Source organism: Cyanobium sp. Maggiore-St4-Cus, from assembly GCF_024345615.1.
GTDB classification, from domain to species: Bacteria; Cyanobacteriota; Cyanobacteriia; order PCC-6307; family Cyanobiaceae; genus Cyanobium_A; species Cyanobium_A usitatum.
This window is the reverse complement of sequence record NZ_JAGQBL010000004.1, coordinates 62,635-75,358: the sequence shown is the minus strand read 5'-3', so window position 1 is coordinate 75,358 and position 12,724 is coordinate 62,635. Positions and strand designations below refer to the sequence as shown.

At 66.4% G+C, this 12,724-nt stretch carries 11 protein-coding genes; 5 read left to right on the top strand and 6 right to left on the bottom strand.

Annotation, left to right across the window (positions count from 1 at the left end):
• Positions 1 to 22: 22 nt before the first annotated feature.
• Positions 23 to 994 carry an acyl-CoA desaturase gene (locus tag KBY99_RS04970; RefSeq protein ID WP_254997711.1) on the bottom strand — a complete coding sequence of 324 codons (972 nt, stop codon included), beginning with the start codon at positions 992 to 994 and terminating at the stop codon, positions 23 to 25.
• A gap of 55 nt (positions 995 to 1,049) precedes the next feature.
• Between KBY99_RS04970 and KBY99_RS04965 the strand changes: the two genes are divergently transcribed.
• Positions 1,050 to 1,859: a hypothetical protein gene (locus KBY99_RS04965; protein ID WP_254997710.1), complete on the top strand. Its 810-nt coding sequence runs from the start codon at positions 1,050 to 1,052 to the stop codon at positions 1,857 to 1,859.
• Here KBY99_RS04965 and KBY99_RS04960 read toward each other — a convergent pair.
• Entirely contained in the window at positions 1,844 to 2,749 is a 906-nt protein-coding gene (locus KBY99_RS04960; protein ID WP_106502735.1) for an acyl-CoA desaturase, read from the bottom strand. The two genes, KBY99_RS04965 and KBY99_RS04960, sit on opposite strands and share 16 nt — an antisense overlap.
• A 130-nt stretch (positions 2,750 to 2,879) precedes the next feature.
• Here KBY99_RS04960 and KBY99_RS04955 point away from each other — a divergent pair, with 130 nt between their 5' ends.
• The 4 genes from KBY99_RS04955 to KBY99_RS04940 all read left to right on the top strand — a co-directional run bounded on the left by KBY99_RS04955 (position 2,880) and on the right by KBY99_RS04940 (position 7,789).
• On the top strand, positions 2,880 to 4,148 hold the full coding sequence (locus KBY99_RS04955; protein WP_254997709.1) for an aminotransferase class I/II-fold pyridoxal phosphate-dependent enzyme: 1,269 nt from the start codon (positions 2,880 to 2,882) through the stop codon (positions 4,146 to 4,148).
• Positions 4,149 to 4,215: 67 nt separating this feature from the next.
• Positions 4,216 to 4,605, top strand: coding sequence for a glycine cleavage system protein GcvH (gene gcvH, locus KBY99_RS04950; protein WP_254960702.1), 390 nt, complete (start codon positions 4,216 to 4,218; stop codon positions 4,603 to 4,605).
• Complete coding sequence (gene gcvP / locus KBY99_RS04945) at positions 4,605 to 7,514, top strand: aminomethyl-transferring glycine dehydrogenase (protein ID WP_254997708.1); 2,910 nt, start codon at positions 4,605 to 4,607, stop codon at positions 7,512 to 7,514. Before gcvH ends, gcvP begins: the two co-directional genes overlap by 1 nt.
• 80 nt (positions 7,515 to 7,594) lie before the next feature.
• The gene (locus KBY99_RS04940) at positions 7,595 to 7,789 is read left to right on the top strand and encodes a hypothetical protein (protein WP_254997707.1); all 195 of its coding nucleotides are present in this window, start codon (positions 7,595 to 7,597) and stop codon (positions 7,787 to 7,789) included.
• Positions 7,790 to 7,815: 26 nt separating this feature from the next.
• On the opposite strand, the gene KBY99_RS04935 is transcribed toward KBY99_RS04940, so the two are convergent.
• The 4 genes from KBY99_RS04935 to KBY99_RS04915 form a co-directional block, all read right to left on the bottom strand.
• Positions 7,816 to 8,037, bottom strand: a complete 222-nt coding sequence (locus KBY99_RS04935) for a hypothetical protein (protein WP_106502698.1) — start codon at positions 8,035 to 8,037, stop codon at positions 7,816 to 7,818.
• Between the two features lie 224 nt (positions 8,038 to 8,261).
• Complete coding sequence (locus tag KBY99_RS14810) at positions 8,262 to 8,975, bottom strand: rubrerythrin family protein (protein ID WP_261352193.1); 714 nt, start codon at positions 8,973 to 8,975, stop codon at positions 8,262 to 8,264.
• A gap of 114 nt (positions 8,976 to 9,089) precedes the next feature.
• The gene (locus tag KBY99_RS04920; RefSeq protein WP_254997706.1) at positions 9,090 to 10,895 is read right to left on the bottom strand and encodes a diflavin flavoprotein; all 1,806 of its coding nucleotides are present in this window, start codon (positions 10,893 to 10,895) and stop codon (positions 9,090 to 9,092) included.
• Entirely contained in the window at positions 10,895 to 12,646 is a 1,752-nt protein-coding gene (locus KBY99_RS04915) for a diflavin flavoprotein (RefSeq protein ID WP_254997704.1), read from the bottom strand. The genes KBY99_RS04920 and KBY99_RS04915 overlap by 1 nt, the downstream gene beginning before the upstream one ends.
• Between the last annotated feature and the right edge of the window lie 78 nt (positions 12,647 to 12,724).

The window sequence follows — 12,724 nt, the reverse complement described above, 5'->3', positions numbered from 1 at the left end:
TAAATCAGGGGGTGATCAGGCCTCAGGTCCGCTGAGGCTCAGCAGCTGCGGGCAGGCGTACGTGCTTTGCCAGGCCCAGGAAGCGCATCAGGCGGATGTGCTGCCAGGTGAGATCGATTTGGTGGCCAAAGCCGTGGCGAGCTGAGTGGGGGAAGGCGTGGTGGTTGTTGTGCCAGCCCTCGCCGAAGGTGAGCGCCGCGACCCACCAGTTGTTCTTGGAGCCATCACCGCTGTCGTGGGCAACGCTGCCCCAAAGGTGGGTGGCCGAATTCACCAGCCAGGTGCAGTGGTACACAACGACCAGGCGCAGGGGGATGCCCCAGAGCACCAGGGCCCAGCCACCAGCGCCCGTGGCGGTGCCGATCCAAAACAGCAGGGCGGCTAGGGGCGCCTGCAGCAACAGGAAATTGGTGTTCAACCAGCGGTAGTAGGGATCTTTGGCGATATCGCCGGTGAGCCGGGGCACGGCAGCCATGGCGGGGATGGCCTGGAGCATCCAGGCCATGTGGCTCCACCAGAAGCCCTTCAGGCTGGTGTGGTGATCCACTTCCGTATCGGAAAACTTGTGGTGGTGGCGGTGCAGGCCCACCCAATCGATTGGGCCGTGCTGGCAGCTGAGGGCGCCGCAGGTGGCGAAGAAACGCTCCAGCCACTGGGGCACCCGGAAGGCGCGGTGGCTGAGCATGCGGTGGTAGCCGATCGTCACGCCCAGGCAGGCGGTGACCCAATAGAGCACTAGGAAGCTGGCCAGGGCGGGCACGCTCCAGAACTGGGGCAGCAGGGCAACCAGCGCCAGCACATGGATGACGGCCATGAAGCCGATGGTGACCCAGGGGGTGGTTTTCGACCCCTTGGCGCTAGCGGCCTTGCCATGGCGCGGCCGGTGCAGGGCCTCGGCGCGGCGCTCGCCGCTGACGCCTTGGTTGATGAAGGCGGGCTTGCGGGTGGCAAGGCGCTGGGTGGCTGGTGCGCTGGGACTAACTGGTGCGGCCATAACGGACCGGCTCCGTACTGATCGGTAGAATGGTAGCAATACGGATCCATATCGCGTGGGGTACCGGGAAGATCTCCTATCGGGCCGGGTCGCTTTTGCCCATCTGATCAAGGTGTGGCATGAGCGCAACGGCTGGTCGCACCGGGTGTTGCCGGCCCTGGCTGAGGCCCTCGATCTGGGCCGGGTCCACAACTCCCAGCTCTCGATGCTGCGCAACGGCAAGCTGGCCTCCCCCGGCCCGGAGGTGTTCCTGGCCCTTGGTCGTATAAATCAGCTGCTGGCCCGCGAGGTGCGTGGCGGCAGTCTGGGCGACGGCCTGCGCCAGCGATTGGCCGACAGCCCCGAGCTGGTAGCGGCCCTGGAAACCTCTGCCCTGCCCGTGCAGGACGAGGGCGCTCCGGTGCTGGGGCCCGGCGAACTGCTCGAGGTGTTTGTGGGCCTGCGCCAGCCGCCGGTGGCCTTTGATCTGCGTATAGATGCGGCCGAAGCGGTGCCCTTGAGTGCGGCTTTGGCCCAGCTGTTCACGGCGGGGCGGCCCTGGCGTTTGTGCCGCGAGCCGGTGCTGGCTGCCTATCCGGTCGAGAAGCGGCAGCGGCGGGAGCGGTTTGCCGAGGTGATGGCGGGTCAGCGCGATTTTTCGGCAGCTGAGCTCGACAGCGAACTCCCTGATCTGCGCCGCACCCTGGCTCGGCTGGGGGCGACGGGCGAGGCGGAGCTGGAGCCGGATCAGTTTCTTGAGCTGCTGCGCCAGCAGGCCAAAGCCATGGGCTTAACGGCCACCGGCGCCATGGCAAAACTGGATCTAGCAGCTGCAATTAGGCAGCAGATCCAGGCCCCGCCAGCCAGCCCTCAGGAGGGGTTGTAGCTCGCTTCCCGTACTCGCTTGGCCCAGCCAAGCTTGCGTAGCAGCTTGATGTGCTGCCAGGTGATGTCGAACTCAAACCAGCGCAGGCCGTGGCGCGCTGAGTGGGGGAAGGCGTGGTGGTTGTTGTGCCAGCCCTCGCCGAAGCTCAAGATTGCCACCCACCAGCAATTGCGCGAAAGGTCGGGGGAATTGAAGTTGCGGTAGCCGCAGAAGTGGGTGGCGGAATTCACCAGCCAGGTGACGTGATAGACGATCACCAGGCGCAGGGGGATCGCCCAGAGCACCAGGCCTAAGCCGCCGCCATGGACGCCGGCCAGCTCGCCATACCAATAGAGAGCGACGCCGAGCGGCAGCTGCAGCAGCAGAAACCAGCGATCCAGCCAGCGGTAGAAGGGGTCGCGCTGCAGGTCGCCGGTGAGCCGGCCCACGTGTTGCAGGGCCGGGATTTCGTGCAGCATCCAGTCGCTGTGGGCCCACCACAGGCCCCGGGCCGCGTCGTGGTGGTCGTTGGGTTGGTCGGAATACTTGTGGTGGTGGCGGTGCAGTCCCACCCATTCGATCGGGCCGCTCTGGCAGGCCAGGGCTCCCATCAGCACCAGGAGGTGCTCCAGCCACAGCGGGGCACTGAAGCTGCGGTGGGTCAGCATCCGGTGCAGCCCCAGGGTCACCCCCAGCACGGTGGTCCAATAGAGCACCGCCAGCACCACCACGGCCTGCCAGCTCCAGAAGCGCGGCAGCAGGGCAAACACCGCCCCCACGTGCATCACCAGCATGAAGCTGGTGGTGCCACCCTTGAATTTGCGCTGGCGGCCCGGCAGGGGTTGGCGCCTTTCGGATACGGCTGCGCGGATGCGCTGATCCTCAAGCGCGCTGGGTGTGGCCGCACCCAAAACTTGGGCCGAATCGGTGCTGACTACCAAGGAACTCTCCGGGTGGTGCTCGCCCGAATCAGGCCTGGGCAGCGGCGGAAATCTAGCTAGGCGTCGCCCGGCAACATGGGACTCCCTGAGGGCTAGGCAGATGGTGGATGCAGCGGAGGCCTTGGCCCGTCAGGCCGCCGAGCGGGTGGCCGCTGCAGTGGCCTCAACCGCCGCTGCCGCCGCCCACCACACCAGCCAGGTGCAGCCGCGGCTGGCCCGGGTGCTCGAGGCTTTCGCCGCCGAGCGACTCGGCAGCCAGCACTTCGCTTCGGTGAGCGGCTACGGCCATGGCGATCAGGGCCGGGAGCTGCTGGATCGGGTGTTTGCCCGGGTGCTGCAGGCCGAGGCGGCGGCCGTGCGGCTGCAATTTGTCAGTGGTACCCACGCCATAGCAGCGGCGTTATTTGGTGTGCTGCGCCCCGGCGACCGCCTGCTCGCCCTCACCGGCCGCCCCTACGACACCCTCGAAGAGGTGATTGGCATCCGCGGCAGCGGCCAGGGCTCCCTGGCGGAATTCGGCATCGCCTACGCCGAGCTGGCGCTCACCGCCGCCGGCCATGTCGATTTCGACGGCCTGGAGGACGCCCTGGCTATTCCTACCCGCATGGTGCTGATCCAGCGCAGTTGCGGCTACAGCTGGCGGCCGTCCCTGTCGGTGGCCCAGATCGGCCTGCTCTGCGAGCGGGTGAAAGCGCTCCAGCCCGGCTGCGTGGTGTTTGTCGACAACTGCTATGGCGAGCTGGTGGAGGCCCAGGAGCCCACGGCGGTGGGGGCCGATCTGATTGCCGGTTCCTTGATCAAAAACCTCGGCGGCACCATCGCCCCCACCGGCGGCTACGTGGCCGGCCGGGCTGAGTTGGTGGAGCAGGCCTGCTGCCGGCTCACGGCGCCGGGCATCGGCGGCGAGGGGGGCACCAGCTTCGACCTCAACCGCCTGCTGGCCCAGGGACTTTTCCTGGCTCCCCAGATGGTGGCTGAGGCCCTGATCTGCAGCGAGCTGGTGGCGGCGGTCTTCTCGGATCTGGGCTACGCGGTGCAGCCCCTGCCCGCTGCCCCCCGCAGCGACGTAATCCAGGCGGTGCGGCTCGGCGATCCCGAGCGGCTCAAAACCGTTTGCCGCGCCTTCCAGGCCGCATCACCGGTGGGCGCCTACCTCGATCCGGTGCCGGCGCCGATGCCCGGCTACGCCAGTGCCCTGGTGATGGCGGGCGGCACCTTCATCGACGGCAGCACCAGCGAGTTTTCCGCCGATGCGCCGCTGCGGGAGCCCTACGTGCTGTTTGCCCAGGGCGGCACCCACCGCGCCCATGCCCAGATCGCCCTGGAGCGGGCTCTGGTGGCACTGGCTCAGGCAGGTCACCAGGTTTGATTACGCCGATCTCACCGCTGTTTAACGCTTCATTCCCGACAGAATGACGCGTACTTGGTGATCTGCAATGGCGCTCCCCATCCCCGGTGATTGCCGCTACGCCGACAGCCACGAGTACGTGCGCCCTGAGGGCGAGAGGCTGCGGCTGGGCCTGAGTGCCTTCGCCGTCGACCAGCTCGGCGACATCGTGTTTGTGGAGCTGCCCGCAGTGGGCGCCAGCCTTGTTCAGGGCGCCAGTTTTGGCAGCGTCGAATCGGTGAAGGCGGTGGAAGATCTGCTGGCGCCCGTGAGCGGTGTGGTGCTGGCCCGCAATGAGGCGGTGCTAGCTAGCCCGGAGGAGCTGCAGAACGATCCCTACGGCGAGGGTTGGCTGCTGGTGCTCCAGCCAGCTGATCCGGCCCAGCTCGCTGGACTGCTGGATGCGGCCACCTACTCCGCCAAGGTGCAGGGCGCCTGATGGGCACTGCGGACGCACCAGCCCTCTCCTTTATTGGGCGCCACATCGGTCCGAGCGCCGCTGAGCAGCAGCGGATGTTGGCGGAACTCGGAGCGTCCAGCCTCGAGGCCCTGGCCGCCCAGGTGGTGCCCGCCGATTTGCTGCTAGATCCGGCGGCCTCGGCTGCGGGTTTGCCCGAGCCCTGCAGTGAGGCCCAGGCCCTGGCTGAACTTGCCGAGATCGCTGCGGCCAACCAGCTGCAACGCAGCTTGATCGGCCAGGGCTACAACGGCACCGCCACGCCGGCGCTGATCCAGCGCCAGGTGTTTGAAAACCCCGCCTGGTACACCGCCTACACCCCCTATCAGGCCGAAATTGCCCAGGGCCGGCTTGAGGCCCTGCTGAATTTTCAGACCCTGATCAGCGAGCTCACCGGCCTGCCGATCGCCAATGCCTCCTTATTAGATGAGGCCACCGCCGCCGCTGAGGCCATGGCCATGGCTAGCGCTGTCTGCAAGCGCCCCGGGGCCGGCCGCTTTCTGGTGGATCGGGCCGTGTTCCCCCAGACCCTGGCGGTGCTGCAAACCCGGGCCGAGCCCCTGGGTATCCAGCTCGAGCTGGTGGCAGCCGAGTCGCTGGCTGCAGCCCCCCTGCCAGCGGATGCTTTTGGTTTGTTGATCCAGCTGCCTGGCCGCCAGGGCCGGCTCTGGGATCCCAGCGAGCTGCTTTCTAGCGCCCGCCAGGCCGGGGTGATCACGGCTGTGGCGATCGATCCCCTGGCCCAGGTGCTGCTGGAGCCGGTGGGCCACCTCGGCGCTGATATCGCCGTCGGCAGTGCCCAGCGCCTGGGGGTGCCGCTGGGTTTTGGTGGTCCCCATGCCGCTTTTTTTGCCACGGGCGAGCAGTTCAAGCGCCAGATCCCCGGCCGCCTGGTGGGGCGCTCGCTGGATGCGGCAGGCCAGCCGGCCCTGCGCCTGGCCCTGCAGACCCGCGAACAACACATCCGCCGCGACAAGGCCACCAGCAACATCTGCACTGCCCAGGTGCTGCTGGCAGTGATGGCTGGCTTTTATGCGGTGCACCATGGCCCCGATGGTCTGGAGGCGATCGCCCGGCGCTTGATCAGCCTGCGCGCGGCCCTTGTGGCTGGATTGGAGGCCCTCGCTCTGCCGGTCTTGCCGGGCCAGGGTTTTGACACTGTGTGGCTGCCCCTGCCGCCGGATCAGGCCGAGGTGCTGGTGGCCGCTGCCCTGGCGGCTGGCTTCAACCTGCACCAGGCAGAAGATGGCGTTGGCATCAGCCTTGATGAGCTGAGCAGCGCCGAGGAGCTGGAGCGGCTGCTGCGGGCGCTGGCTGGGTGCGCTGAGCCCTGGCGGGAGCTGGGCAAAAGCCCGCCTGCTGGCCCGGCCATGCCCCTGCGCCAGCAGCCTTGGTTGCGGCAGAGCGTCTTCCATCGCTACCGCAGTGAAACCGAGCTTTTGCGCTACATCCAGCGCCTTTCAGCTAAGGATTTATCGCTGGTGCACGGGATGATCCCGCTGGGTAGCTGCACCATGAAGCTCAATGCCGCCGCCGAGCTGGCGCCGGTGAGCTGGCCGGCCTTCAGCCAGCTGCACCCCTTCGCTCCGGCTGGGCAGGCCGCCGGGTACCAGCTTCTGGCGGCGGATCTGGAGCGCTGGCTGGCGCTGATCACCGGTTTTGCCGGCGTGTCGCTGCAGCCCAATGCCGGCTCCCAGGGGGAATATGCCGGCCTGCTGGCGATCCGGGCCTGGCACCGCAGCCAAGGGGACGCCCATCGCACCGTTTGCTTGATTCCCACCAGTGCCCACGGCACAAACCCAGCCAGCGCCGTGATGGCCGGCCTGCAGGTGGTGGCGGTGGCCTGCGATGAGGCCGGCAACATTGATCTCGCCGACCTGGAGGCCAAGGCCGCTGCCCACGCCGAGCAGCTGGCGGCGCTGATGGTCACCTATCCCTCCACCCACGGCGTGTTTGAGCCGGCTATTCGCCGTATCTGCGAGCTGGTGCACGCCCGCGGCGGCCAGGTTTACCTCGATGGCGCCAACCTCAACGCCCAGGTGGGCCTGTGCAAGCCGGGTCTCTATGGCGCCGATGTCTGCCACCTCAACCTGCACAAGACCTTCTGCATTCCCCACGGCGGAGGCGGCCCCGGCGTGGGCCCGATTGCGGTGGCATCCCACCTACTGCCCTTCTTGCCGGGTGCCGCCGGGGTTGGGGGCGGAGGGGTGGGGCCCGTGGCTGCGGCACCCCTGGGCAGTGCTTCGATTCTGGCAATCAGCTGGATGTATATCCGCATGATGGGCGGCGCGGGCCTGCGCCAGGCCAGCCAGGTGGCCCTGCTGGCCGCCAACCTGCTGGCCGAGCGCCTGGAGCCCCATTTTCCCGTGCTTTACCGGGGCGCTGGCGGGCGCGTGGCCCACGAGTGCATTCTCGATCTGCGGCCGCTCAAGCGCAGCTGCGGCCTGGAGGTCGATGATCTGGCCAAGCGCCTGATGGACTACGGCTTCCATGCCCCCACGGTGAGCTGGCCAGTGGCGGGCACGGTGATGGTGGAACCCACGGAAAGCGAGTCGCTCGCTGAGCTCGATCGCTTCTGCGCGGCCATGGTGGCGATCCGCCAGGAGGCCGCGGCGCTGGAGGCCGGCAGCGCCGATCCCCTCAATAACCCCCTCAAGCGATCCCCCCACACTCTGGCTGCCGTGACTGCTGATCACTGGGATCGGCCCTATACCCGCCAGCAGGCTGCTTTTCCGGCGGGTGAGGATCAGCGCTTGGCGAAGTTTTGGCCGGCGGTGGCCCGGATCGACAACGCCTACGGCGATCGCAACCTGGTGTGCACCTGCCCGAGCATGGAGGAGCTGGCAGAGCAGGAACTGGCCCAAGTGGTACCAGCTGCCACTGTTCATTAGTGCCGTCATGGCGCAAACTGTGCGAGCTCGACGCCTGCTAACAGGCACAATCAGCGCTTAAGCCATTCATTCTCGGCACCATGAAGGGCAGCAACGACGGAACTGATAAAGGAACGGGCCAGGTGCTGCGGGTCGAGGGCACCAACGTAGTGCGTGTTCCTTTTGGTGTGCGTCGCTCCCGCCGCCCCCGTCCCCAGCGCCCCGATCACTGGGCCACCCTGGTGCTGCCTTTTCACATCCACCACGATCCAACGCCACCTCCCCAGGCAGCTTGAAGTCGGGTTTGGCTAAATCAAGCCGCTTAAATTGCTTCGCCCAAGCGCCAATCAACTAGGGCTTTGACGTCAGCTAGGGAGCTGGCCGGTGCCCGAAATGGCAGCAGATGCATGGGACTTCTCTCGGGGCGCACCAGCCAGGTGAAATCGGCCTGGGGGATCAGCACGAACCCCCGATAACGCACCGTTGCCCGCACCCCGAGGGGATAGTTGCTAGTTGAGGCGATAGCGGTGCTGGCGCTGGCCATTCTTGGGGTCAAAACTGCAGCTATTGCAGCGGGCTGGCGGCAAATTCGCGGCCGTTTACTGAATTACTTTGGGATTGCCTTTACGCCCTGCAAAAGGTCTGCGCAGATCTAAGCCCAGACCCTAAAACACCTTTGCTTTACTGGGTTTTTGCTCTGGGCTTTTCGGCGTAGCAATTGGTTGAGATAGTGTTCTGGGCTACAAAAATTGCAGCCCAGTTGGGGTATCAAACACCCAGAAGTTGGGGCTCCCGGTAGGGCACGAAACTGGCCTTGCGGGCGCCGCAGATCGGGCAACGCCAGTCGTCGGGGATCGCCTCAAAGGGGGTGCCCGGAGCGATGCCGGAATCGGGGTCGCCTGCTGTGGGGTCGTAAATCATCGAGCACAGTTTGCAGATCCACTTGCCCGCTACGGGCTCATCTGCCTCTCCGGCCACCCCCTTGCCCTCCAGGGCTTCGAGGGCGATGCCATATCGCTCGGCGTGGTGCTGCTCGATCGGCGTCAGCAGGCCGAAGTTTTTGGCGGCGGTGCGAAAAATGCCGGCGTGCTGCTGTGATTCGTCGATCTGCTCCTGGAATTCAGCTGCGGCTTCGCCATCGCGATCGGTGCGGGCCTGGGCGGCAAACTCCGGATACATGGTCGTGTATTCGTATGTTTCGCCCTCGATCGCCAGCTCCAGGCAGCGGCTGAGCAGGGCCTGCTTCTGCTCGCCGGAGAGGTTGGCGGGATCGTCGATGACGAGTTCGGGATGGAGCAGACGGAAGTGGGCGAAGGCGTGCTCGGTTTCCTGGGCGGCGGTGTCGCGAAACAGCTTGGCCAGCTCGGGGTTGCCGACCTGCTTGGCCACCTCCGCGAAAAATAGGTATTTGCGATTGGCCATGCTCTCGCCGCCAAAAGCGGCTTCAAGATTGGCCTTGGTGCTGGGCTTGGCGATATCCATGGCTTGGCAGGTGTTGGGAAAGACGGAGAGTTTAGCTTGTCCGAAGTCGAAACGACTATGAGTTAGCTGTGTTTGCGTGGCTTTATGGCTCCGTGGCCCCGGGCTTTGCGGCTCTCAGTAGTTGGCGCCGCTGCGGCGCTGGTGCACGGCCGTGGTGGCGCTGGCGTCGAGCACGCCGCCCTGGCTCACCTGGGCATACAGCAGCCAGTGGTCGCCGCATTCCATGCGCTGCTGCACCGTGGCCTCCAGCCAGGCCAGGGCCTCCGGTATAAGCGGTTGGCCGCTGGGGCTGTGCTCCAGCTCCAGGCCGGCGAAGCGGTCGGCGCCTGGGGCAAACGGCTGCAAAAACTGCTTCATCGGACCGGTTTCACGCCCTGCGGCCAGCACGTTGAGAGCAAAGCGATCGCCGACGTGCAGCAGGGCCTCCACCGCCCGGTCTTTCGCTACGGCCACAGTGAAGCCAGGCGGCGAGAAGCTGGCCTGGCTCACCCAGCTGGCCACCATGGCGCTGCTGAGGCGGTTGCCGCCCTCCCCTTTGCTGGTGGTGAGTACGCAAAGGGAGCCCACCACCCGGCCCAGGGCCTGCACGGCCGGGTTGCTGCGGCTCTCGCTGAGTCCGCCACTAGCGCTTCGGCGCTGCACCTTGCGCTGTTCGCTTTGCAGTTGGCGGCCCAGGGCGGTGCCGGTTTCCTCGATGGCTTTGAGGCTGGCCGCATCGGGGCTGAACTTCACCTTTATCGGTTCAAAGGCGAACTGGAAGCCGCCATCGCGCAGCTTGCTCTCCAGCAGATCCAGGGCTTCACCGCTCCAGCCAAAGCTGCCAAAGACCCCAACCGGCTTGCTGCGGTCGCCCTCAGCTAGCACCGTGCCCAGGGCTGACACGATCGGTGTGGGGGCATGGCCGCCGAGGGTGGGAGAGCCGATCAAGATCGCATCGCAGCTGCGGATCGCCGCCAGCAGCTGCTCGGGTGGCGTGAACTCGCAGTTGATGCTCTCCACCCGCACGCCGGTGCGGGCGACCCCCTGGGCGAGGGCATCGGCGATGGCGGCCGTGTTGCCGTAGGCGCTGGCAAACAGCAGTGCCACCGATAGGCGCGCCCGCTCCTGGGTTGCGCCCCAGCGGTGGTAGTCGTTGAGGAGGCTGCGCCAGCTCTCGCTGATCGCCGGCCCGTGGCCGGGCGCAATGGTGCGGATGTCGAGGGCTTCGAGCCGCTCCACCACCGACTCCACCTGGCGCGCCATCGGTGCCATCAGGCAGTCGTAGAAGTAGCGGCGGTCTTCCTCACTGCTGCTGCGGTTGGCCTCAGCGAAGCTTTCGCTGCAGAGGTGGGCCGCGAAAAATTTGCCACTCATCAGCAGGCCGCTGGTCTCCTCGAAGGCCATCAGCGCCCCGGGCCAGCGGGGGGTGGGGGTGGGAATCAGGCGCAGCACGTGGCCATCGACGAGGTTGCGGCTGGCCTCCTGCTTCACCACATCGATCCGAGGCAGCGCTGGGATCGGCTCGGGGGTTGTCTCGCTGCCGGGGGAGACCGGTTTCTGCAGGTTCCAAAGCTCTTCGAGCAGCTTGGCGCCGGCGTTGGAGCTCACCAGTAGCAGGTTGGGCCAGCGGGCCGCCAGTTGGTGCAACAGGGCTACCCGATTGGGGTTGACGTGACCCACCACCACCTTCAAGGCGGCCTCGGCCGGCACCAGCTTCGCCAGCTCCGCCAGGAAGGGCTCGGCAAAGGAGGCCCCGGGGGGATGGACCAGTAGGGGCACCTCCTGGAACAGGAAGCTGTTGGCGGTGGTGCCGCGCTCCAGGCCGTATTCCACCTCGAAGCGCAGCCGGTTGGGGCTAAGTCCCTTGAGGCAGATCAGCCCCGGCTCGATGGGGAGCTGGATAACGCGTCGGCTGTTGCCGCGCTCGGCAGGGCTGCCCATCAGTAGTGGTTCCCGACTTTGCGGTGGTGCACGGCGGTGCTGGCTTCGGTGTCGGCCACGTTCCCCTGCTCCACCTCGGCGTAGATGATCCAGTGGTCGGGGCCTTCGAGGCGTTGCACCACGCGGCAGCCCAGGTAGGCCAGGGCATCACCGAGCACCGGGCCGCCCGTGGCGGCGCCCTCGAGGGTGCTTACCCCGGCGAAGCGGTCGGCGCCGGGCGGGAAGCGCTTGAGGAAATGGCGCAGCAGCTCCTGGTGGTTGTCCTCCCGCAGGATGTTGAGCACGAAGCGATCGTCTACCTGCAGCAGCGCCTCAATGGCCCGGTCTTTGGCTACCGCCACCGTGAGGCCGGGGGGCTCGAAACTTGCCTGGCTCACCCAGCTGGCCACCATCGCTGAGCTGCGCGTGCCCTCCGGTGTCTCCTGCCGCGCCGTCACCACATACAACCCCCCGGATAGGCGACCCAGAGCCTTGTCGAGATCGGCATCGAGAGACTTCATCGCGGCGATTGTCTTCTCCTTGGTGAGCAGCTGGCCTAGGTCGGTGCCGGCTTCCTCGCAGCGCTGATAGTCGTTGCCGCCAGGTACCTGGCGCACCCGCAGCGGTTCAAAGGCGGTCTTCTGGCCGAGGCTGCGCAGCTGGCTGGCCACGGTGTCGATCGGCTCGTCGTTGCCGCCGAAGGCGTCGTAGCTGCCCACCCACTGCTTCGGCTTGAGGGCCGCTAACAAGGTGCCGATCGAAGCTTGCAGCTCGGCATCGGGCCGGGCTGGCCAGGTGGGTACCACCACGGCACTGGCTTCACCGATCAGGGCACTGAGCTCCTGGGCGTCGGTGGCGCGCAGATCCACCAGCTGTACAGCGGCGCCGGCCTTGCCGATGCCGCGGGCAATCGCCTGGCTGAGGCGGTCGCAGAAGCCGTATTGGCTCAGATAGCAAACGGCTGCATAGTTTTCGCCCGTGCTGCGCTCACTGCTCCAGGTTCGGTAGTCATCCAGCCAGAGGCCGAGATGGTGGCGCAGCAAGGGCCCATGACCCACCGCCACCGTGGTGATCTCGGGCAACCCATCCATGCGCTTCAACGCCTGCAGCACGCTGCGGGCGTTGGGGCCCATCAGGCAGTCGTAATAGAAGCGGAAGTCGGGGGCTATGGCGCCGGGATCGGTGTCGAACAGCTCCTTGGAGCAGTAGTGCAGGCCGAAGGCATCGCAGGTGTAGAGGATGCCGGTGCCGTGGTCGAAGGAAAAGATCGTGTCGGGCCAGTGCAGGTTTGGAGCGCTGAGAAACTCGAAGCGGTGGGCCACGCCACTGGTCGGGTTGGTGCCCAGATCGAGCTCTTCGCCGCTTTTTACCGCCCGGCTTTTGAAGGGCCGGTGCACCTGATTCTCAAGAAACTGGATCGCAACCTTGGAGCCCACGATCTCGATCTCGGGGTTGAGGTCGAGCAGGTGGCCTATCAGTCCCGAGTGGTCGGGCTCGGTGTGGCTCACGATCAGGTGATCGATTGCTTTGGGGTCGATCAGCTCCCGCAGCAGCGGCAGCCAGCTGCCTTCAAATTTGAGGTGGCTGGTATCGATCAGGGCGGTGCGCTCGCCCCGCACCAGGAAGCTGTTGTAGGTGGTGCCGTTGCGCAGGCCAAACTCAATATCAAAGCGGCTGCGGTCCCAGTCGAGCGAGCGGATCGTGGTGGTGTCCGGGCCGATCGGCTCGCATTGCAGGCTGAGCCGGGCTGCGGTTGCGACGGCACCAACCATGGATCGATCCGCGATTTTCCTAACTGTAGGAAGCCCGCCGACAAAAAAGGCCCGGCGGGTGGGCCGGGCCTGGGAGGG